This window comes from Microbacterium ureisolvens, from assembly GCF_019511645.1.
Taxonomy (GTDB): Bacteria; Actinomycetota; Actinomycetes; order Actinomycetales; family Microbacteriaceae; genus Microbacterium; species Microbacterium ureisolvens_A.
The window spans coordinates 313,164-334,545 of the sequence record NZ_JAEUAX010000005.1 but is presented as its reverse complement, the minus strand read 5'-3'; the positions used below and the strand labels follow the sequence as shown (position 1 = coordinate 334,545).

General features: G+C 65.6%; 20 protein-coding genes and 1 pseudogene. 8 read left to right on the top strand and 13 right to left on the bottom strand.

Annotated elements, in window-relative coordinates; translation table 11 throughout:
• Window positions 1-57 precede the first annotated feature (57 nt).
• On the top strand, window positions 58-528 hold the full coding sequence (locus tag JNB61_RS11720) for an Lrp/AsnC family transcriptional regulator (protein ID WP_220289248.1): 471 nt from the start codon (window positions 58-60) through the stop codon (window positions 526-528).
• Between the two features lie 13 nt (window positions 529-541).
• Here JNB61_RS11720 and cofC read toward each other — a convergent pair whose 3' ends face one another.
• From cofC to JNB61_RS11685, 7 genes are all read right to left on the bottom strand, one after another.
• Complete coding sequence (gene cofC, locus JNB61_RS11715; RefSeq protein ID WP_220289247.1) at window positions 542-1,201, bottom strand: 2-phospho-L-lactate guanylyltransferase; 660 nt, start codon at window positions 1,199-1,201, stop codon at window positions 542-544.
• A 112-nt stretch (window positions 1,202-1,313) separates the two neighbouring features.
• Window positions 1,314-2,786, bottom strand: coding sequence for a flavin-containing monooxygenase (locus JNB61_RS11710; RefSeq protein ID WP_223214779.1), 1,473 nt, complete (start codon window positions 2,784-2,786; stop codon window positions 1,314-1,316).
• Window positions 2,783-5,239: a 7,8-didemethyl-8-hydroxy-5-deazariboflavin synthase CofG gene (gene cofG, locus JNB61_RS11705; RefSeq protein WP_220289246.1), complete on the bottom strand. Its 2,457-nt coding sequence runs from the start codon at window positions 5,237-5,239 to the stop codon at window positions 2,783-2,785. Before cofG ends, JNB61_RS11710 begins: the two co-directional genes overlap by 4 nt.
• 144 nt (window positions 5,240-5,383) lie before the next feature.
• Window positions 5,384-6,385 (bottom strand): glucose-6-phosphate dehydrogenase (coenzyme-F420), encoded by a 1,002-nt coding sequence (gene fgd, locus JNB61_RS11700; RefSeq protein WP_220289245.1) that lies wholly within the window; start codon window positions 6,383-6,385, stop codon window positions 5,384-5,386.
• A 58-nt stretch (window positions 6,386-6,443) separates the two neighbouring features.
• On the bottom strand, window positions 6,444-7,040 hold the full coding sequence (locus JNB61_RS11695; protein ID WP_220289244.1) for an Lrp/AsnC family transcriptional regulator: 597 nt from the start codon (window positions 7,038-7,040) through the stop codon (window positions 6,444-6,446).
• 48 nt (window positions 7,041-7,088) lie between these two features.
• Window positions 7,089-7,403, bottom strand: a complete 315-nt coding sequence (locus JNB61_RS11690) for a hypothetical protein (RefSeq protein WP_220289243.1) — start codon at window positions 7,401-7,403, stop codon at window positions 7,089-7,091.
• An 11-nt stretch (window positions 7,404-7,414) separates the two neighbouring features.
• Window positions 7,415-8,326, bottom strand: coding sequence for a DUF1177 family protein (locus JNB61_RS11685; protein ID WP_223214805.1), 912 nt, complete (start codon window positions 8,324-8,326; stop codon window positions 7,415-7,417).
• 137 nt (window positions 8,327-8,463) lie between these two features.
• Here JNB61_RS11685 and pepE point away from each other — a divergent pair, with 137 nt between their 5' ends.
• From pepE to JNB61_RS20650, 5 genes and pseudogenes are all read left to right on the top strand, one after another.
• Window positions 8,464-9,222, top strand: coding sequence for a dipeptidase PepE (gene pepE / locus JNB61_RS11680; RefSeq protein ID WP_220289241.1), 759 nt, complete (start codon window positions 8,464-8,466; stop codon window positions 9,220-9,222).
• Window positions 9,209-10,267, top strand: a complete 1,059-nt coding sequence (locus tag JNB61_RS11675; RefSeq protein WP_220289240.1) for an LLM class flavin-dependent oxidoreductase — start codon at window positions 9,209-9,211, stop codon at window positions 10,265-10,267. Before pepE ends, JNB61_RS11675 begins: the two co-directional genes overlap by 14 nt.
• Window positions 10,236-11,663, top strand: coding sequence for an MFS transporter (locus tag JNB61_RS11670; RefSeq protein WP_220289239.1), 1,428 nt, complete (start codon window positions 10,236-10,238; stop codon window positions 11,661-11,663). The genes JNB61_RS11675 and JNB61_RS11670 overlap by 32 nt, the downstream gene beginning before the upstream one ends.
• A 100-nt stretch (window positions 11,664-11,763) precedes the next feature.
• Window positions 11,764-12,444 (top strand): SDR family NAD(P)-dependent oxidoreductase, encoded by a 681-nt coding sequence (locus tag JNB61_RS11665; RefSeq protein ID WP_220289238.1) that lies wholly within the window; start codon window positions 11,764-11,766, stop codon window positions 12,442-12,444.
• A 298-nt stretch (window positions 12,445-12,742) separates the two neighbouring features.
• Window positions 12,743-13,168: pseudogene (locus JNB61_RS20650) on the top strand (coenzyme F420-0:L-glutamate ligase); the annotation flags it as partial.
• 336 nt (window positions 13,169-13,504) lie between these two features.
• Here the strand turns inward: JNB61_RS20650 and JNB61_RS11655 are convergent.
• Entirely contained in the window at window positions 13,505-13,729 is a 225-nt protein-coding gene (locus tag JNB61_RS11655; protein WP_220339725.1) for a hypothetical protein, read from the bottom strand.
• Between the two features lie 420 nt (window positions 13,730-14,149).
• Here JNB61_RS11655 and JNB61_RS11650 point away from each other — a divergent pair, with 420 nt between their 5' ends.
• Entirely contained in the window at window positions 14,150-14,812 is a 663-nt protein-coding gene (locus JNB61_RS11650; protein WP_220289236.1) for a hypothetical protein, read from the top strand.
• A gap of 185 nt (window positions 14,813-14,997) precedes the next feature.
• Here the strand turns inward: JNB61_RS11650 and JNB61_RS11645 are convergent, their stop codons facing one another.
• The 3 genes from JNB61_RS11645 to JNB61_RS11635 are packed head-to-tail and all read right to left on the bottom strand — an operon-like array spanning window position 14,998 to window position 19,793.
• Window positions 14,998-16,488 carry a glyceraldehyde-3-phosphate dehydrogenase gene (locus tag JNB61_RS11645; RefSeq protein WP_220289235.1) on the bottom strand — a complete coding sequence of 497 codons (1,491 nt, stop codon included), beginning with the start codon at window positions 16,486-16,488 and terminating at the stop codon, window positions 14,998-15,000.
• Between the two features lie 3 nt (window positions 16,489-16,491).
• Window positions 16,492-18,915, bottom strand: coding sequence for a phosphoenolpyruvate synthase (gene ppsA / locus JNB61_RS11640; protein ID WP_220289234.1), 2,424 nt, complete (start codon window positions 18,913-18,915; stop codon window positions 16,492-16,494).
• Window positions 18,916-18,935: 20 nt separating this feature from the next.
• Window positions 18,936-19,793, bottom strand: a complete 858-nt coding sequence (locus JNB61_RS11635) for a pyruvate, water dikinase regulatory protein (protein ID WP_220289233.1) — start codon at window positions 19,791-19,793, stop codon at window positions 18,936-18,938.
• Between the two features lie 172 nt (window positions 19,794-19,965).
• Between JNB61_RS11635 and JNB61_RS20495 the strand changes: the two genes are divergently transcribed.
• A complete protein-coding gene (locus tag JNB61_RS20495) occupies window positions 19,966-20,211 on the top strand; it encodes a hypothetical protein (RefSeq protein WP_308289169.1) in 246 nt (81 codons plus the stop codon).
• Window positions 20,212-20,412: 201 nt separating this feature from the next.
• On the opposite strand, the gene JNB61_RS11625 is transcribed toward JNB61_RS20495, so the two are convergent.
• Window positions 20,413-20,622, bottom strand: coding sequence for a LacI family DNA-binding transcriptional regulator (locus tag JNB61_RS11625; protein WP_223214777.1), 210 nt, complete (start codon window positions 20,620-20,622; stop codon window positions 20,413-20,415).
• Window positions 20,622-21,341 (bottom strand): GntR family transcriptional regulator, encoded by a 720-nt coding sequence (locus tag JNB61_RS11620; RefSeq protein ID WP_220289231.1) that lies wholly within the window; start codon window positions 21,339-21,341, stop codon window positions 20,622-20,624. Before JNB61_RS11620 ends, JNB61_RS11625 begins: the two co-directional genes overlap by 1 nt.
• Window positions 21,342-21,382 lie beyond the last annotated feature (41 nt).

The following is a 21,382-nucleotide window of genomic DNA, read 5'->3' as shown; positions in this document are numbered from 1 at the left end:
TCGGTGTATACTTCGGATCAGCGCCGGCATGGCGCAAGCTGAGCGAAGGAAATTCGGATGCCCGATGAGGTAGATCATCTCGATCATCAGCTAATCGCGGAGCTCGCCAGTCGAGGCCGTGCGACGAACGCTGCGCTCGCAGAGTCTCTTGGCGTTGCACCGTCAACGACGCATGCCCGGATGCGGGCACTCGTCGACGACGGCACTATCACGGGCTTTCACGCCGCGGTCGATCAGGCACGACTCGGTCGCGGGCTTCAGGCAATCATCGGCGTGACTCTCCGCGGCGGTCAGCGGGAGGGCAGCATTCGCGAGTTCGCCGCGGAGATCGGACGTCACCCCGACGTGATTCAGCTCTTCTTCGTGGGCGGAACCGACGACTTTCTCGTTCATATCGCAGTGAGCGACTCTTCGGCGGTGCGTGCGTTCGTTCTCGACCATCTGTCGACCCGACAGAGTGTGGCGTCTACACGGACGAGCATCATCTTCGAATACCACCGCAACGCCGTCGCGGCTGACTTTGATTAGCGAGGCCTCGTGTTCAGGGCAGCAGCCCCGCCGTCCGCGGCCCGAGCCCGAGCGCCCGCGCGATCTCGAGTTGCTGGGCCGTGTCCACGTCGCGCCGGAGGGACGACCCCGCCGGCACGACCATGGCCACGCACCCCATCCTGACGTGGCGCGCGAACGAGCCGTCGCCGAATGCCGACGCCCACTTCACCCCTACGCGGGCGGTCACCAACGTGGAGCCGGTGCCCTCGGCATCCGCCACCACGGCTCGGTCGAACGATGCGGCATGCCGCAGCGCGGCGGTCAGATCTTCGGGTCGCAGAGCGGGAAGATCGCCCAGGAGCGCAGCCCGCGGCATGCCCTCCGCCGCCGCCATCCCGTGGAGGACGGCTCCGTCAAGCCCTCGCGCTCCGCCCTCGGGGACGCAGTGTAGGCGCGGGATACCGGCCGCGTCGACGACGAGTCCGTCGTCGTCCGTCACCACCACGACGCGGGCGACGGCCTCGCAGGCGGCGGCGGCCGCGATGGTGTCGAGTGCGATCGCGCGGGCGAGCCTCGTCCGGTCGACAGCGGCACCGCCGAGCCTGGTCTTGCTCATCGCGGCCGGCTTCACCGGAATGAGGATCGCCCAGCTGGGGAGGAGCCCGTCATCAACTTCAGCTCCGCGCGGAGGCGCGGGTACCCGATCCGACATGTTTTCACCCGTCAGGAACAGAGCGTCACTCGCCGAACCGAACCTGAAACGGGCGGCTCTCCATGAGATAGGTCCGCACCGATTATTCCTCTTCGCGCATGGCGGAGGATGGTCATGATGCTCTTCTCTCCGCGAGCATGGGCAAGAACTCCGAGCCGTCGGCGGCGCTCAGCCTCGCCCGGAACGAGTCGACCGTGCCCGGCCACAGCAGCGTCAGCCGGCCGGTGCGCGCATCGACGTACCAGTTCCGGCATCCGCCTGCGATCCACGGGGTGGATGCGGCGGCTCGGTCGATCTCGGCTGTCCACGCCGCCTCGATGTCGGGGCGTACACGCAGCACGCCGCGGCGGCGGGCTAGGGTGCGGGCGAGGTAAGCCGCCTGCTCTTCGATCATGAGCACCGACGAGTTGTGGCCGAGAGACGCATTCGGTCCGTTCAGCACGAACATGTTCGGGAAGCCCGGGACGACGGTCGACGCGTACGCCGTCATCCCGCCAGACCAGTGCTCCGCGAGCGTCACTGTCTCGCCGCGGACGAGTTCGGCGTACGGCTGCTGAGTCGACGCGAACCCGGTCGCGAGCACGAGCACGTCGGCCTCGTGGCGCCGGCCGCTCGCAGCAACAAGCGTTGAGCCGTCCACCGAAGAGAGAGCAGATGCCTCTAGCGTCGCCGCCCCGGCGGCGAGGACCGGATAGAACGCGTCGGAGAGCAGCACCCGCTTGCAGCCGAACGCGTAGTCCGGCGTGAGCGCGGCCCGCAGCTCCAGGTCGCTGACCTGTGCAGCGAGATGCTCAAGGGCAACGGACCGGGCGGCGGCGGACGCCGCGGCATCGCCCGAACGCGACGGGAAGCGCCGCTCGCCCTCCGCATACAGGTCGCCTCGGAGTTCGGAGAGTACGGTGGGATCCGCCGCGAACCCGGCGCGCTCCGCCTCGGAGTAGAGGTGGCCCTCGCGGGGGACGATCCATGCCGGGCTCCGCTGGAACAGGGTGACGTCGGCGACGCGGGCGAGCTCTGGCACGAGTTGCACCGCGGACGCGCCCGTGCCGACAACCCCGATACGGGCACCCGTGAGGTCGACGGAATGGTCCCAGCGGGCGGTGTGGAAGAGCGGACCCGGGAATGTTTCGAGCCCCGGCACGTCCGGGATCGACGGCTCGGTGAGACGCCCGCACGCGAGCACGAGCGCGTCGGCGACGAGGATGCGGGGCGCTGCACCGCCGAGGTCGAGACGCCAAACTTCCGCGTCCGCGTCCCAGGCAGCGGAACGCATCGGTGTGTTCAACTCGGGCAGGATGCCCTCCGCGACGGCGACGCCCTCCAGATACTCGCGGATCTCGTCGCCGCGCGCGAATACGCCTGACCAGGCGGGATTCGGGTGCGCGGCGAACCCGTAAAGGTGACTGGGCACGTCGCAGGCGACGCCGGGGTAGGTGTTGTCGCGCCAGGTGCCCCCTACGGTTGCTCCGCGCTCGAGCACCGCGACCGACTGCACCCTCGCGCGGCGCAGCGCCATGGCGGCGCCAAGCCCCGCGAAACCCGCACCGATGATCGCGACCTGCACTCGCGTAGGCGCCATCGTCATCGCAGCCCTGCCTTGCGGTCGGCGGGCGGCTCACGGTAGTCGGTCGTTCGCTGACGGAATGGGCGGAACAGCCGCCCTGCGAGTGCCGCCGCATCCGCCACCGGCAACTCCTGACCGTGCTCGACGCCGGCGTCAGGCTTCACACGTCCGTCGAGCAGCGCGCCGCCGAGGTCGTCGCCGCCCGACTGCAATAGGACAGCCGCCGCCTCGCGCCCGACGCGCGTCCAGGGTATCTGCACGTGGGGTATCGATCCCGACAGCAGTAGCCGCGAGACGGCGACCATCGCACGGTGCTCGTCGATCGGCATCCGGCCGGCAACGATCGGCACTCCGCCCGCGGGCCCTGGAAGGGGGATCGGCACGAACTCGGTGAACCCGCCGGTCGACGACTGCAGGGTGCGGAGTGCTCGCAGGTGCGCGACGCGCTCCGCCGCGGACTCCACATGTCCGTAGAACAACACACTGGTGGAGCGGAAGCCGGCGCGGTGCGCGGCGGTGATGTTCTCGATCCAGCGGTCGATCTCGAGATCGTCGGGCGCGATGATCCCCCGCACGCGCTCGCTCAGTACCTTCACGCCCGTGCCCGGGACCGTGTCGACGCCCGCTGCGCGCAGGGCCGTGAGCGCGCCGGCGACGCCCAGCCCGCCACGGTCGGCGAGGTCGGCGATGTCCTGCGGCCTGTACGCATGCAGGTGCACGCGTCCCGTCGCGGCCTTGATCGCGCGGGCTACGTCGAGGTAGCCGACCGGATCCACCGATTCATCCAGCCGGCCCTGCACGCAGATCTCGGTGACGCCGAGGTCCCACGCGTCGGTCGCGATCGCGGTGACGTCGTCGAGCGCGTACGACACGCCGAGCCCGGTGGATGTGAGGTTGCGGTTCACGACGAGGCTCACGGCCTCGCCCACGGTGTAGCGCCGTACGTCGTCCGCAGTCGATGCGAGCACGTCGAGGTCAGCACCCGTGGCGCTGAGCAGCTTCTCCCATTCCGCGTCGTCCAGTGTGAGGGGGTCTGCGGCTGCCATTTGCGCGAGGTGTCGGACCGCTGACCCCACAGCTCTCCGCCCATCCCAGACCAGTGGAAACCGGGACCCGGCGGAAACGTGCGGGGTCGGCGCCACATCCGCCGCGAGCCCGTCGGCGGCCGCAAGGGCTGCCACTGGGGCGTGCAGCGCCGGGTCGATCCAGAACGAAGGCTTGTTGACGAACTCCGGGTGCACCGTCAGGCGCTCGCGGAGGATGAAGCCGAGCTCGGCAGTGCGAGCGGACAGGTCGTCGAGGTGCGGCCACGGTCGCTCAGGGTTCACATGATCGGCGGTGAGCGGCGAGACACCGCCCCAGTCGTCCGCGCCGGCGCGCACCAGGAGCTCGAACGCTTGCGGATCGGAGAGGTTCGGCGGCACCTGGATGCGCATCCCCGGCCCGAAGACGAGACGCGCCACCGCGACGGCGGCGACGTACTCGACAAGTTCGGCGTCCGGAACGCCGTGCATGGCCGTGCGCTGCTTCGCGCGGAAGTTCTGGACGATGATCTCCTGCACGTGCCCGTGCCGTTCGGCGCTGTCGCGCAGGGCGACGAGCGACTCGGCGCGGTCGCGCACGGTCTCGCCGATGCCGACGAGGATGCCGGTGGTGAACGGCACGCGCTCGCGGCCCGCATCCTCGATCACCGCGAGCCGCAGCGCCGGGTTCTTGTCCGGCGACCCGTAGTGCACCTGCCCCGGTTGGGTGAACAGACGCTCCGACGTCGTCTCGAGCATCATGCCCATCGACGCGGCGGTGGGACGGAGCATCCGCAGCTCGTTCGCGGTCAGCACGCCCGGGTTGAGGTGGGCGAGCATCCCCGTCTCTGCTGTGATGAGGCGGGCGATGTGCCCGACGTACTCGACGGTGGACGCGTACCCGTGCTCGTCGAGCCAAGCGCGCGCCTCCGGCCAGCGATGCTCCGGACGATCACCAAGCGTCAGCAGCGCTTCCTTGCATCCCATCGCGGCACCCTGTCGCACGACCGCGAGTACCTGCTCGGGCGACATGTACGCGGGCTGCCGCTTCTTTACCAACTGCCCTGGGGTGTCAACGAAGATGCAGTAGTGGCAGCGGTCGCGACACAGGGTGGTGAGTGGCACGAACACCTTGCGGGAGTATGTGAGGATCCCGGACCGTCCCGCCGCGTGCAGTCCTGCGTCGCGGGCGAGGCCGGCGAGCCACAGCATTCGCTCGAAATGGTCCCCCCGGGCGTGCAAGAGCGCCTCCACTTGCGGGATGTCGAGGCGCGCGCCGGCGGCCGCAGTATTGAGCGCGGCAGCCACCGTCTCCAGCGCGGGCGTGGGGGGCGGGTCGAGCACGGCCTCGGTCCCCGCCGTGCACCGGATGACGGGCGCGGCCTCGCCGAGGACGGTTGCATCTCCGTGCGCCGGTGCCGACGAACCGCGGCCCTCCAGAATCCAGTTCATGAGAACGTCCTCCATACTCGCCCTGCCCGACGCTCGCAACGTCGCGAACGACCACGACGCCGTTGCGCCGATCGACCACTACCCGAACGGGTCTGCGCCTCGAACATCGAACTGTCGAGCTACGCGCTCATCGAGTCCGGCGGTTCACAGCGCACGAAGCCTCGGCAGGATGTCCTCCGAGAACTGCGCCAGGAAGCGGTATTGGTCGTGTCCGGGGCCATGAAAGACGAGGTGATTGAAGCCGGCAGCGACATAGGGATGAATCTGCGCGACAGCGTCGTCTGGATCGCTGGCGACGATCCATCGCTTGGCGATCTGTTCGATCGGGAGCTCGTCCGCCAGACGCTCCATTTCGTCGGCCGAGGAAACGGTGTGCTTCTGCTCAGCGGTCAGGGACAGCGGAGCCCAGAACCGGGTGTTGTCGAGGGCAGCGGCCGGGTCGCGATCGTACGAGAGCTTGACCTCGATCGTTCGCGAGACGTCATCCATTGATCGACCGCGCTTCTCTGCGCCCTCTCTCACCGCGGGCATCAGCTTCTCTGTGTACAGGTCCATCCCCTTCCCCGAAGTGCAGATGAACCCTTCGCCGTGCTGGCCTGCATAACGGGCGACGAACGGCCCGCCCGCAGCGATGTAGACGGGGACAGGGGTGCTCGGACGGTCGTAGATCTTCGCGTTGACCAGCGTGTAGTACTCGCCCTCGAAGTCCACGGAGTCTTGAGTCCAAAGGGCACGCATGAGCTGGATCGACTCGCGCAGCCGACCGAATCGCTCCTTAAACTCTGGCCACACCATGCCGGAGACGGCGACCTCGTTGAGCGCTTCTCCGGTGCCGACGCCGAGGATGATCCGATCGTTGTACAGAAGAGCCATGGTGGCGAAGGTCTGGGCCATCACCGCGGGGTTGTAGCGGAAGGTGGGCGTGGTGACACTCGTCCCGATCGCGATGCGGTCAGTGCGCTCGCCTACCGCTGCCATCCAGGTAAACGCCGCCGGCGCGTGTCCTCCTTTGTCGCGCCACGGAAGGAAATGGTCCGAGACCCACGCGCTGTCCAAACCCACTTCCTCCGCGCGCACCGCGTACTCGACAAGGTCACGGGGCCCGAACTGCTCCGCCGAAGCTTTGTAGCCGATCTTGATGGTCATACTGATTTCTTTCCTACTTGGCGCAAACCCGAAGTGTGATCGAGGTTGCGATCATGGACTATCCGGTGGACCAACTGCCGGGCCGGCGGATATCGCGAAGGCACAACATTGTCTGGGTTGCGGTGACACCGGGGATGACTGAGATGGTGTCGACGAGAATGCTCGTGAGCTCATTGGCGTCACGGAGAACGAGCGCCACGAGGAGGGTCCACTCGCCGGTGATTAATCGCACTGTCTGGACATTCTTCAGTTCGATGAGGCTTTGAATGACGTTCTCGAGGGATTGCCCGCCGCCGCTCACATTGACACCGACAAGAACATGAACGGGGTACCCCAGGGCTTCCATGCTCACTTCAGCGTGATAGCCGGTGATGACGCCGCTGGTCTCGAGCCGATCGATGCGCTCGAGAATCGTCCCTGGCGCCACGCCCAGTTCCCGAGAGATCGCCCGGGCCGACAGCCGCGCATCGCCGGTGAGAAGAGTGACGATCTTGTAGTCGAGTTCGTCCAGAATCCGTCTGTCGACGGAAGCGTCAGCGAAGTCCGTCGCCTCGATGCCCGCCCCTTGCGCGGTGCGGTCCACTCGCCCGGTTCCGACTGCCTTGGCGGTGTCGGCGGTCCGGCGAACGGCCGATGATTTTGAGATCTTGGTCATCGTGAGATGCTACCTCCGGGGTATTCCGGCCTCCTGTGGCCCGAAGCGCTATTCGACGAGCGTTCCGTAGAACGAGTTGACATCTCCTAGGAAGCTGTTCAGCTCCTCCAGGAACTCGGTCCGGCCGGGCATCGTCTGAAGCTCCATGCGATAGCGCTCGAAGTCTGAAACCTCAATGAGCTCCACGTAGTGGCACGGGGCGCTGCCACGTATTGCGCCCGAGATTCGAAGCACGTTGTAGGACACCACCGATGGCAACGACCGTGCTGTCGGATAGTCCACTTCGCGAATCCAGCGCTCGTATTCTTCGGCATCCGCGCCCTCGCGGAGCGTGCTGAGGAAAATCACCTGGGTGCTGCTCACTTTGAGTCCTCCTATCGGGCGGAGAGTTCCGCCACGTTCTGCAGTTGATTCAGCGGTCCATACAACTGCTGGGCGACGGCGAAATGGTCGGGGTCGAAGACCCGCGCTCGGCCCGCGCCGATTGCTCTCGCCGCCTCAATGCAGAAGGAGGTCGCCAGAGCGATGTCCATGGGCTGGTTGGCGCCGGTCGCACTCCCCGGCACGGCGCTCTCGGCCGTCAGCGCGACTCCCACCACCGGCTTATCGGTGGCCGTCGCCGGCTGCACGATGCTGTTGATGTGGGGTAAGCCGTTGCCGTAGGCGGTGATGTCGTACGTGCTGAGCGGAAGGATCACCGGCGCACGGCCGGTCACGTTGGAGTAGATGCTCATCAGGTCCTCTGCCGCAGGCAGCACGTAGCCCTGCATCACAGTGGGCGTGAAGGCGATCCCCCTGTGATTCAGCGTTCGGTTGCCCTTCGTGGCGTCCACGGAGAAGACCACGTCCATCTCCGGCCGTACTTCCAGCCGATTCATCGTCTCCATGCTCACCGGTGAGTCCATCAGGGGTACTGGCTTGCGATCGACGGTCGGGGCATTCGCGCAGATGTGGGTGGTGATCACCACATCACCGTCAAGGCGGTCCCCGCGTGAAGAAGTGGACGCGAGTCGTACCGCGACCGCGAGCGCGGCGATCGCGCCGTCCGCGTCAGAGACCATCCCTCGCTGCTTCGGCCTTGCGCCGATCCCCCCGAGGCGACCGATGATGCCGACAGTCGGCGCTGACCCGCCGGTGGATAGGCCCTGCCCGCCGGGGATCCTGATCTGCAGGAAGTCTGTCGATCCGCGCTCGTCCGCGACGGTTTCGACGGCAGCGAGCACCCCCCGCTGCAGTAGCCAGTCTGCGACCTCGACTCCGTCGACGGGCGCGTCCAGGACATCCATCACGTCGAGAACTGCTTGAAGTGACATCTGTTGGCTCTCTCTCATTGGATCTGGACAAGTGCTCACCCTGCATGCATACTAGGTGAACGTTCGACCACTCAGCAACCATCGAATCTCGACCCGGAGGCAATGGGTACGTGAAACGCCACCTTCTGTTGATAAGCAACTCGACCCAGCCAGGGCGGCCATACCTCGAGCACTGCCTGGACGAGATGGCTTCATTCCTCGCGGACGCGCGATCGGTGCTGTTCGTGCCGTACGCGATGCAGAACGTGGACGCCTACGCCGACGCGGCGCGGAACGGACTTCGCGATCTTGGGGTGCAGGTGTCCTCGATCCACCGGGCGGAGGACCCGCTGGGTGCCGTTCGCGATGCGGAGGCCATCTTCATCGGCGGCGGCAACACCTTCCGCCTGCTCGACAGACTCGCGCGGTCCGGCCTGCTCGGCGCCCTCCGGAGTTTCGCGAGAGCCGGAGGCCGCTACATGGGGACAAGCGCAGGGTCGAACATGGCCGGCCCGACAATCAAGACGACCAACGACATGCCGATCATCTATCCGCCGACGTTCGACGCGCTCGACATTGTGTCGTTCAATATCAATCCTCACTACGCCGACCGTGATCCGGATGTCCCTCACGACGGCGAGACCAGGTCGCAGCGCATCGCCGAGTTCCACGAGATCGACTCCCACGCTGTGATCGGGTTGCGCGAGCAGACGATGCTGCTCGTCGATGGAACGTCCATTCAGCTTCGAGGGTCACATGCCGGGGCGAAGGTGTTCCGCCAGGGGCAGCCCCCGACCGAACACCACGCCGGCGAGTTCCTCGATCACGTCCTCGAGCCGCACACAACTCTGCAAGCCTCTACGAACGGAGCCAAGGATGATCGGGAATGACCTGAGCTTGTTGCTGGTAGGTCGGGACACGCCCCGAGAACTCCGGGAGTTGGTCGGACTGGCCGACCGGTCCGGATATGACGGGCTGTGGCTTGCCGACGAGCGGTTCTTCCGAGACTGCTGGGCCGGCCTGACAGTCGCGGCGCTCTCAAGCAGCACGCTGCGGCTTGGTGTCTGTGTGACCGACCCCTACGTGCGGCATCCCGCGCTGACCGCGACAGCGTTCGCCACCGTCGACGAAGTCAGCGAAGGCAGGGCTGTGCTCGGCCTCGGCGCCGGCATCTCGGGTTTCGCGGAGATGGGCATCAGCCGCAACAAGCCCCTCACTGCCATCCGCGAGACCATTGAGCTCGTGCGACAGCTGTGGTCAGGTGATCACATCGAGTACGCCGGTGAGATTGTGCAGTTCCACGGCGGAGTCATCAATGTCCCCGCCCGGGCCGACACGCCCATCTGCATCGCCAGCAACGGAACGCGCATCATCCAGCTTGCCGGCGAGGTTGCCGACGGCCTGATCGTGCAGGCCCTCGCCTCTACTGAGATGGTCCGCTCTGTACAGGATCTGCTGGCCACCGGCGCCGCCCGCACTCAGCGCGACCCCTCGCAGCTGCGCCTTCATGCACGTCTGGATGTGGCACTGCACAGCGACCCGGCGATTGCTCGCCAGGCCGTCCTCCCCGGTGTCGTGCGGCACCTGCGAACCCACTACCCGCTGTACAGCAGCCCCAAGCTGGCGGGACTGACGATCCCCGACTCGCTGGACGAGGCGATCAGTCAGCTCGCCTACACCCACGATCCCGATTCCCTGGCGGCCATCGCGCCACTGATTCCCGAGCACTTCATTGATCGACTGGCTGCAGCCGGAACTGTCGACGGCGTGGCGCGCCAGTTCGGTGAACTGCTCGCAAACGGCGTCGCCGAGCTCATCGTCATGCCCGTCGTGTCCGAAGGCCAGCAGCAGCGAGACCTGATCCAACAGATCGCTCAAGAAGTGATGCCTCGGGCCCGCGAGTATGCCCACGCCCTCGCCCCGCAAGCCGCCTGAATCCCTTGCAAGAACCCATCTGAGTACCCGACAGAAACTCGACACAAGAGACGCTCTACCCATCAATGGAAAGGACGCATCAATGACCGATGCAGTTCAGGGGACAACAGTGTCCCCGCGTACCGCACACAGCCGCGCACGCCGCCAAGGAATGATCGCGGCTTGCGTTGGCAATTCGCTGGAGAACTACGACTGGCTGGTGTACGCGGCCTTCAGCGCCATCCTCGCCGCGCACTTCTTTCCCACAGACAATCCGGCAGCCGCTCTCCTCGGCACGCTTGCGATCTTCGCCGTCGGCTTCTTCTTCCGGCCACTCGGCGGACTCGTCCTCACCACGATTGCCGACCGACGCGGACGCAAGTTCGCGCTGATCGTCTCGATTCTCCTGATGACCGGTGGCAGCTTCCTCATCGGTGTTTCACCGACCTACGAGGTGATCGGTATCGGCGCCCCGATCCTTCTGTTCGTCGCCCGAGCGATGCAGGGATTGTCGCTGGGCGGTGAGCATGGAGCCGTCGCGTCCTATCTCAACGAGCAGGCTCCCCCCTCCCGACGCGGATTCTTCGGCAGCTTCCAGTACGCGACGCTACTCGTCGGATCGCTGGTTGCCACGGGGACCTCGGCCCTGCTGAATACAGTGATGGTTCCTGAGGCGCTCATGGACTGGGGTTGGCGGATCCCCTTCCTCTTCGGTGGCCTCATCGGACTCGCCACGCTGTGGATGCGCCGCAACATGGAGGAGACCGACGCGTTCCAGGAGGCCGAGGAAGACCACCGCAAGGTCAAGAACCCTTCGCTCACGCTGCTTCGCACCCATCCTCGTCAGGTGATCGGCTTGTTCCTTCTGGCCGGTCTCGCCGGTGTGTGGTTCTATACTTTCGCCTCCTACCTTCCGAACTATGTGCAGGCGTCCGGGCTGGATCCGAAGACGTCCCTTCTCGCCGGTGTGATCGCATTGACCGTCGCACTCATCTGCACGCCGTTCATCGGCCATTTCTCGGATGTCTTCGGGCGCCGGCTCTTCGTTCTCATCTTCACTGCGTTCTGCGTGGTCGGCGCCGTGCCGCTGCTGCTGATCCTCCAGCCCACATTCGGATCACAACTCCTCGTCCAGACGGTCGCACTGCTCGGCTACAGCTTCTTCGGCGCGGCGGGATTGACGGCGATGACGGAACAGTTCCCCACCGAGATCCGGGCCATCGGCACCGGTCTTCCGTACGCTCTCGGTTTCGCGATCTTCGGTGGGACGGCGCCCCTGTTCTTCCAGTGGCTCACCGACGTAGGGCTGGCGCAGGTGTTCCCCTGGTACGTCACGGTCCTCGCCGTCCTCGCCCTGATCGCCATCGCCCTCAGCGTGCGTGACCGACGGGGAATCTCCATGCAAGACATCAAGTGACGCCTGTCGTCGGAGCCCGGTTCGAGGCATTCCCGGACGCCGGGAGCCGGCTCCGGCCACCGGCACGTACTATCCGAACCCTGCAAAAGGAGAAGTAGTTGTGAGCAAGAGAACTGCCCTGGTTACCGGTGCAGCCAGCGGAATCGGCGCCGCATGCGTCGAACGATTCCGGAACGACGGCATCGAGGTCGTCACCCTCGATCGTGACCCCGGTTGCGACTTCACGGTGGACATCAGCGACCCCGCCGCGGTCGCTACTGTCGCCGACCAGCTCGCAGGCGTCGACATTCTCGTCAACTCGGCGGGGATCGTCGGTCCAAGCGGAGAACTCTACACGCTGACTGTGGAGGATTGGCAGCGAACGTTCGATGTGAACGTCCTGGGGATGTTCCTTGTGTCGCGTGCCGTCATCCCTGCGATGGTGAAGAAGGGCTGGGGGAGGATCGTCAACATCTCCAGCGTCGCCGGCAAAGATGGCAACCCCCGCCAGTCCGCCTATTCGGCGAGCAAGGCTGCGCAGCTCGCGATGACCAAGTCGATGGGCAAGGAGCTGGCCACCACCGGTGTTCTCGTGAATGCCATCGCGCCGGCATCCATCCAGACGGCAATGACCGACGCCGTATCGCCCGAGGTGATCGAGCGGCTCAAGGGTCTGATTCCCATGGGGCGCATCGGACAGGCGACTGAGGCCGCGGCACTGGTCGCCTGGCTCGCATCAGACGAGTGCAGCTTCTCCACGGGCGCCATCTATGACCTCACCGGTGGGCGCGCCACCTACTAAGAGACCGGCCGGCAACGAGTGGCTGGTGTTCACGGACACCAGCCACTCGGCTATTTCTCGCGGTGAATGGTGCGACCGCCACCTGCCACAGTTGGTGATTCGCGCACTGGAGCACGCGTAGCAGCAACGATTTGGAGCCGCCTTGCAGACATTGGAATGTCCAGCTGAACGAACTCAAGCGAACCGGCACTCACTACAAAGCTGGAGTTGATGGCGAGCATCACGCCGTGGCGCGCGAGTGGGCAGAAGAACTCGCGCCGATCTTGTCGAAGTGATCGTCGACGCGGTGGGGAACCGGATGCTCCAGGGCGGGGACATCCTTGTCGTGACGTCCAAGATCGTGTCCAAGGCCGAGGGGCGGATCATCCAGGCTGACGATCGCGAGGACGCGATCACCGCAGAGACCGTTCGGGTCGTTGCGTCGCGCACCTCGGACTCTGGGCACATCACGCACATCGTGGAGACCCGCCTCGGGATCGTGGCAGCTGCGGCTGGGGTGGATGCCTCCAACACCCCGGCAGGCACGGTGCTGCTGCTGCCCGCGGACCCCGACGCCTCCTCGCAGCGGGACTGCGCGAGCGTCTAGGTATCGAGGTCGGCGTCATCGTCTCCGATACCCTTGGGCGCGTGGCGTGAGGGTCAGACCGATGCGGCCATCGGCGCGGCCGGTGTGCACGTCTTCGAGGATCTCCGCGGGCACATCGATGCCGAGGGTCGCCCCTTGGCCGTCACGATGCCATGCGTGGCAGACGAACTCGCCTCCGCGACGGATCGGATCTCGTCCAAGGCAAGTCCGCGAGGCGCCCTGTCGCAGTGGTCCGCGGTCGCGCCGATCTTGTGGGATCTCTCGACCTCCCCGGGGCGCGGTCCATCGTGCGGCCGGCCGAACTCGACATGTTCTCTCTCGGCGCTGATGAAGCGTGGGCTGACGGATTCGCGCAAGGTGCGGCATCCGCCGACACTGATTCCCGCTGGCCACCGCCATGCCCGCGCGCACGGCGGCCAGGGTCCGCTGACTGCCGAACAACCGGGCGATCGGGGCGAGCATCAGACGGCGCGGTTACCCCTTCGAGATCGAGGTACCCGTGAGCTGCGAGTCCGGCTTGGAGGTCGAGGCGGAGATCATCGACGGCTCGACTGCCGTCGAGTCGCCCTCCTCGCTCGCTCGGCTCCGCGTGCCCACCTCGAAGCCCGCTCGCCAGTCCTGGCGGCAATCGGCGGCGATGCTGGGGGCCCAGGCTGCGCGCACAGCATCCGCGATCCGGCCCAGTGCAGGTCGACCCACCGGCTGCCGCCTTCGGACGGGAGTTTCTGCATCGAGTTGGGGCCTCACAGCGTGCCCAATCGACGGTTGGGCGAGAGTCGAACAGCAACGCGTTCGATCACGGCGGCTACCGGCTGTTCCCCGACATCGCCTAGCCAGGATCAGGCGTGGGCGCCGATACGCGTGCCCAATCGACGGCGAGGAGCGGGCTGCACACGATCATCGACGAGTCGCTGCGGCAACGGTGGAGTTCCCGGCAGACCAGCCGCTACCTCCGGAACGACTGCCCAACGACCACGACGGTGCAGTCGAGTCACGAGAGCATTATCTAAGCAGTCTGTCCGCTCGGTTGGGGATTGCGCGCGACGAGCCGCGAAGGAAGGGTAAGACGTATCGGCGGCGCCGATGAGGGCGTCGCCCCTTCCCGGGGGGAGCAGGGCCATGTACGCGCGTTCCACCACTATGGTCGCCCAGCCCGACCGCATCGACGGCGGTATCGCGTGGGCCAACGAGGTGTTGATGTTGGTGATGTCCGACATCGAAGGCTGCATAGGAATGTCCCTGTTGGTTCACCGGCCGAGTAATCGCTGCATCGTCACGACCTCGTGGGAGTCCGAGAACACCATGCGCGCGAGCAACGAACGCCTCCACCCAACCCGTGAGCGCTTTCTCGAGACCTTGGGCGCGAACGACGTTACCCATGAGTGGGAGATCGCGATCATCCAGGAGTGGGAGATAGCCGTCCTCCATCGTGACCGGGTGTCCTCTGCCGAGCCCCACGCCCGTGTGACTTGGTCTCGCCCACGGGCGGGTCAGCTGGACGCGGCAGTAGCCGCGTTCAAGGCCACCGAGTTGCCGCTGCTGGAGCACCAGGACGGGTTTTGCAGCGCGAGCATGCTCGTAAGCCGCGGGACCGGAATGCTCGGTGAGACAGGGATGCTCTGCTCGACGGTCAGCTTTGTCAGCAGAGCCACGGTCGAGGGCAACCGCGATTTCGCGGCCCGCCAGCGGGCCTTGATGACCGAGCGGATCGGGATCGAGTACATCGATGTGATCGAGTGCGAACTCGCCATCCACCATCTGAGGGTGCCGGAGCTGGCGTAACGGATGCCCGTTGTGACGCGACTCGGTGGCTGACGATGAGGCTCAGGTCGCGCGACTCGTGGGTCGACGAGGGGCCCAGCGGCTCCCAGTCAACCCGATGAAATGGACCCGGCGGACTACCGTCATGGGCTGTGCCAGGCGCCACGTCGCGCGAATACTCGAACCGCCTCGTCATCATTGGCGGATCAGCGGAGCGCGCGGAACGTCAGCTCCAGGTCCAATCGTGCGGGGATGACAACGGGGTGTGTGCCCGCCATCTTCTCAAGAACGCGGATGACTTGAGAGGAGTAGCCGTATTCGTTGTCGTACCAGACGTAGAGGATCAGATTACGGTCTTCGGCGATGGTGGCGAGTCCATCCACGATACCGGCGCGGTGCGATCCAACGAAGTCGGTGGAGACGACTTCGGGTGATTCGACGTAGTCGACCTGCTGGCGAAGGTTGGAGTGTAGCGATACCCGCCGGAGGTAGTCGTTCACTTCGTCCTTTGTGGTCGGACGCTCGAGGGTGAGGTTCAGGATCGCGAGCGATACGTCGGGCGTGGGCACGCGGATACTGGACCCCGTCAGACGACCTGCCAGTTCGGGCAGCGCTTTCGCGACAGCTTTCGCGGCACCGGTTTCGGTGATGACCATGTTCAGCACGGCGGAGCGTCCGCGGCGGTCGCCTCGGTGGAAGTTGTCGGTGAGGTTCTGATCGTTGGTGAACGAGTGGACGGTTTCGACGTGTCCACGAGCGACGCCGTACGCATGGTCGACTGCTTTGAGCACTGGCGTGATCGCGTTTGTCGTGCAGGATGCCGCCGACAGGATCTTGTCGTCCATGGTTATGGTGTCGTCGTTGATGCCGTGAACGATGTTCTTGACAGGCGTCTTGCCCGGCGCGGTGAGCAGCACCCGTGACGCCCCGGGGCTCCGTAGATGCTCAGAGAGGCCGTCCTCGTCGCGCCAGCGTCCCGTGTTATCGACGATGATTGCGTCGGTTATCCCGTATGCCGTGTAGTCGACGTGCGCAGGGTCATCCGCGTAGATGACCTGGATGCGCGTGCCGTTGGCGATGAGGACGTTCTCCTCCGCGTCTACCGTGACCGATCCGGCGAAAGGGCCATGGACCGAGTCGCGGCTGAGCAGGCTGGCTCGCTTGGTGAGGTCGTTTTCCGATCCGCGTCGCACCACGATCGCTCGCAGGCGTAGGCCGTGCCCGTTGCCGGCGTGGTCGATGAGGATTCGAGCGAGCAGTCGACCGATTCGGCCGAAGCCATACAGCACAACATCGGTGTTTCCGGCTGTCGGTGTGATCTCCGACACCTTGCCGAGTTCGGCCCGCAGGTGGGCCGCGGGGTCCCGGGCTTCGTTCTGCTGCAGCGACAACGCCAGCCGGGCGATGTCGATAGACGCCGGCTGGGGAGCGATCTCGAGCAGTGCTTCAAGCACCGTGCGGGTCTGATCCAGTGTCAACTCCGCGTGTCCGCGATCTCGGGCCCGGTCGTGGACGGTGATCACTCCCGTCGCGGAGAGATTGATCAGCCTGTGTCCGTGGATCGATGTGACGACGCCGTGATTGCGGTAAAGGCGGCCGATGAGCGGGATCAGCTGTTCGGCGTGCTCCTCCCGAGTCACCCACTCCGAACGGTGGGTTTCGAAGGTGATGGCCGGTTCGATCGCGAAAATCGCCATGGTTCAGCGGCCCCGCACCATCAGCTCGGTGCGGGTGAGCACCCCCGCCGGTGTGTCCTCAGCCTGGGCGAGCGTCAGCCAGGTCTCGACGACGGCATCCGGGTTGAGGGACAGCGACTCGACCCCGCGCGCGACGAGCCATTCGGCGAAATCGGGGTGGTCCGAGGGGCCCTGCCCGCATATTCCGACGTACTTTCTTTGCCGTAGGCACGCATCGATCGCCATTCCGAGCAGGCGGCGGACCGCCGGGTCGCGTTCGTCGAAAGTGGAGGCAACGAGGGAGGAGTCGCGGTCAAGACCGAGGGTGAGCTGGGTCATGTCGTTGGAGCCGATGGAGAAACCGTCGAAGTAGTCCAGGAATTGTTCGGCGAGGATTGCGTTGGATGGCACCTCGCACATCATGATGACCTTCAGGTGGTTGGCGCCGCGACGGAGTCCATTCTGCGCGAGCAACTCGCTCACTGCCGCTGCTTCATCGAGAGTGCGCACGAACGGCACCATGACCTGAACATTGGTCAAGCCCATATCGTCGCGTACGCGGCGGATCGCCTCGCATTCCATGTCGAAGCACTCGCGGAACTCCGGCGAGATGTACCGGGATGCGCCGCGGTAGCCGAGCATCGGGTTCTCTTCTTCCGGCTCGTATAGATGCCCGCCGATGAGGCTGGCGTACTCGTTGGACTTGAAGTCCGAGAGTCGCACGATCACCGGTTCTGGAGCGAACGCCGCGGCGATCATCGAGATGCCTTCGGCGACCCGCCGGACGAAGTACTCGCGCGCGGACGGATAGGCGGCGATTCGTGCCTGCACGTCGGCGCGGAGCTCGGCAGGAAGGTCGTCCATGGCGAGCAGCGCACGCGGATGAATGCCGATCTGCCTATTGATGATGAACTCCAGCCGCGCGAGGCCGACGCCGCGGTGCGGGAGCTTGGCGAAGGAGAAAGCCTGATCGGGCGTGCCGACGTTCATCATGATTTTCACCGGCGCTTCCGGCATTCGGTCGAGCTCCGTCTGCTGCTCCTCGAAGTCGAGGAACCCTGCGTACACGAACCCCTCGTCGCCCTCGGCGCAGGAGACGGTCACCTCCTGTCCGTCGATAAGCGCGCGAGTCGCATCGCCGGTGCCGACGACCGCGGGGATTCCCAGTTCGCGGGCGATGATCGCGGCGTGGCAGGTGCGGCCGCCACGGTTCGTGACAATCGCTGATGCCCTCTTCATGACCGGCTCCCAGTCGGGGTCGGTCATGTCCGCTACCAGGACGTCGCCCGGAGCGAAGTCGCGCATCTCATCGAGCGATGACAGCACGCGTACCGCCCCGGCGCCGATCTTCTGGCCGATGGCGCGGCCTTCTGCCAGCACCGGTCCGCGTTCACGCAACAGGAAACGGCGCATCACGTTCGCAGCCTGACGGGACACGACTGTTTCCGGGCGAGCCTGCAACACGTAGAGCTTCCCGTCGATGCCATCCTTGCCCCACTCGATATCCATCGGGCGACCGTAGTGCTCCTCGATGATCAACGCGACCCGGCCGAGCTCTTCTACGTCCGAGTCAGAGATGGAAAGCACCACACGGTCTGACGGCGCGACGTCGACGAGCACGGTAGAGCCACCAACGTGGCGGCCTTCCGAGTAGCGCATCGCGATCGCCTTCTCGCCCACTGACCGCTTGAGGATGGCAGGACGACCTGCGCGGAGCGCAGGTTTGTACGCGTAGAACTCATCGGGGTTGACCGCACCCTGCACAACGGCCTCACCGAGACCGTAAGAACTGGTGACGAAGACCGCCTGATCGAAGCCTGACTCTGTATCTACGGTGAACATCACGCCTGATGCGCCGACATCGGAGCGGACCATTCGCTGGATTCCCGCGGAGAGCGCGACATCGTGGTGATCGAAGCCGTGATGCACGCGGTACGCGATGGCGCGGTCGTTGTACAGCGACGCGTACACGCTGCGCACTGCCGCGAGGATGTTCTCGATTCCCCCGATGTTCAGGAATGTCTCCTGCTGCCCCGCGAAGGATGCGTCGGGGAGATCTTCCGCGGTGGCGCTGGAACGAACCGCCCAGGTGACCTGATCCGAAGCCGGATCGTCCGAGATGAGCTTGGCGTGCGCCTCGCGGATGTCTCGTTCGAGATCATCTGGGAATGGCTGCGCCTCGATCCACCCCCGAATAGTGGATCCGACGAGGGACAAGCCTGCGATGTCATCGGTTTCCAGGCCGTCGACGAGGCCGCGGATGCGGCCGTCCAAACCGCCTCCCGCGAGGAACCGTTGGTACGCCTCCGCGGTCGTCGCGAACCCGCCGGGCACGCGAACCCCGGCCGTCGCGAGGTGCGAAATCATCTCTCCCAAGGATGCGTTCTTGCCGCCGACCCTGGCCAGGTCGCCCATGCCGATCTCGTCGAACCAGAGGATGTTGCTCACTGTTTTGCGCCTTTCAAGTGTCAATCCCGCAGCCTCATGGACTGCATGATCAGTGCGGACATCTCCTCGACGCTCTTTGTCGCGGAGTTGAGGAAGGGGACGCGGTTGCGCCGGTACAGGTCTTCGGCACGACGCAGCTCGATCGTGCACTGCGCGAGGCTGGAGTATGTGGAACCTGGTCGCCGCTCGTGCCGAACCTGGCTGAGCCGGAGCGGGGTTGTCGTCAGCCCGAAGCATCGAGCGGCATAGGGTGCGACCGTGCGAGGCAGCCCGTCTGTGGGGAAGTCATCGTCGGTGAGTGGGTAATTCGCCACGAGAAGCCCGTACTGCAGCGCCAGATACATCGTTGTGGGAGTTTTCCCACAACGAGACGGGGCGATGATGATCACGTCGGCCATGTCGAGCGCGCGGCCGCTTTGACCGTCGTCATGTTCGAGGGCGTACTCCACGGCGCGCATGCGCGCGAAATATCGCTCCATGTCGCCTACTCCGTGATACTGACCCAGCTGCTCGTCGGCCGTGGTGCCCAGCGCCTGCTCGAGCTCCACCAGATGACCACCGAGTAGATCCACCTGTACGGCGCGGGCGTCCGCGAGCTGCGATCGCACCTCGGGGGCCTTCACCGTGGCGAACATGATCGGGAGGACTCCACCGGCTGCCGCCCGATCCACAGCGGCAACAAGAGCCTGCGCGCTCTCGATCGTGTCCACAAAAGGAACGGTGTGCCGGGTGAACTGAACGGCTGGAAAGTTCGCTAAGAGAGCACTTCCTAGTGTCTCGGCGGTGATTCCTGTGCTGTCGGAGACGAAGAACACCACGCGTGCACCGCCGGACGGGCGCGGTGCGTGCTCATACGTGCCCGCCCTTCGCTCATCCATGGTGTTCCTCTCGCCCAGCGAATAGCCCGTTAGGGCGACGATACGAGGTGCGGGGGGCGCACTTGGGGCAGCGGTACGCGAAGGATTACCTGTTCTTTCGCGATAAGCAAACGATGACGTTCGGATTAGCGCCCTTTCGGGCGAAGGATCTACGCACGCGTAGCCTGAGGGCGTGAGCGAGTCGACGACGACCGACCTGCGTGACATCCCCTTCCGGACCGCCGAGGGCAGCGCCGCGACGCTCGCCGATTACGGCGACCGGGTGCTGCTTGTCGTCAATATTGACTCTCGGCGCCGTCTCACGCCTCAGTACGAGCAGTTTGAACACCTGCAGCGTGGCTTACGCCGATCGCGGATTCACCGTGCTCGGCCTTCCCGGAAATCGATTCAACGGACAGGAGCCGGGGAAGATGGATGAGATCTCGGAGTGCGGCTGCTCGACGCCGAAAGGAAGGTCAGCGGCCGGGTCCGCCTGGGTCTTTGCAGACCCGGCGGAGGCGAGGTGCACTCCCGAGGCGTAGGCGGCGGATCCACCTCAGATCATCGTGGTTGGTCCCGGTTCGCAACCGCTCGCTGGCCGCGCGGGAACACGGTTGGGCGTTCGTCGGAGTGTTGGGCGTCAACTGCGCCGTAGTCGGCGGGCTGCGAGCAGCTGGGCTGCCGTGTCGGGAACGTATGCCAGTTCGCGAACAGCTGCGTGCACTGCGCTGATCGCCTCGGCGCTCACGTGGGGCGAACCGGTGAGCACACGGGACGCCGTCGAGCGAGAGACTCCTGCACGTGCCGCGACATCCTCAAGAGTCGCCGGCGCGGCCTCCCGGAAAGGCATCATCCTCTCCGGAAGAGGTCGGCTTGAAATCGGTACGCGTCGCCACGATAGGTGTTCGTCCCGAGCAGGATGGGAACGCCGTCGGTCGTATAGGCGATCTCTTCGCCGACGAGAACTGCGGCGCCTACCACCGTGTCGAGGAGGCGCGCAAGAGCCCCGTCTGCCGTGGCAGCCATCACACTGTATGCACTCCGGTGGATCGAGACGCCGCACCGTTCACGAAGCGTCTCGTAGAGCGACGCGTCGTTGAGGGCGGCGTCGGCCAGCTCGGGCGCGCGTTCGGCCGCCACCACCACCACGTCGAAGCACACGGGACGGCCATCCATCCCCCGCAATCGGTCGATCTGGATGACGGGGGACGTCGGCGCCATCCGGAGCTTCTCTGCCTCATCGAATGTGGCAGGCCGCACCTCTTGACGAAGGACCTTCGCCGTCGGACGCAGCCCGCGCGCGCGCGCCATCTCCGTGAACGATTGCAGGGTGCTCGGTGGCTCGCCCACCACGTTCGCCGGCACGAACCAGCCGCGCTGGGCGGATCGTGTCAGACGGCCGTCGGACTCCAGGGCGCCGAGCGCCGTACGCAGCGTCACCCGGCTGACACCCAGTCTGGCGGCGAGTTCTCGTTCGCCTGGCAGCCGCGTTCCGGCCGGGTGAAGGCCCAAATCCAGCTCTTGCACGAGCTGGTCGTAGGCCTGGGTTGCAGCGGCGGGAAGGGTCACGACGACACGGTACCACAATGGCAATCTGGTGCAACCAAAGT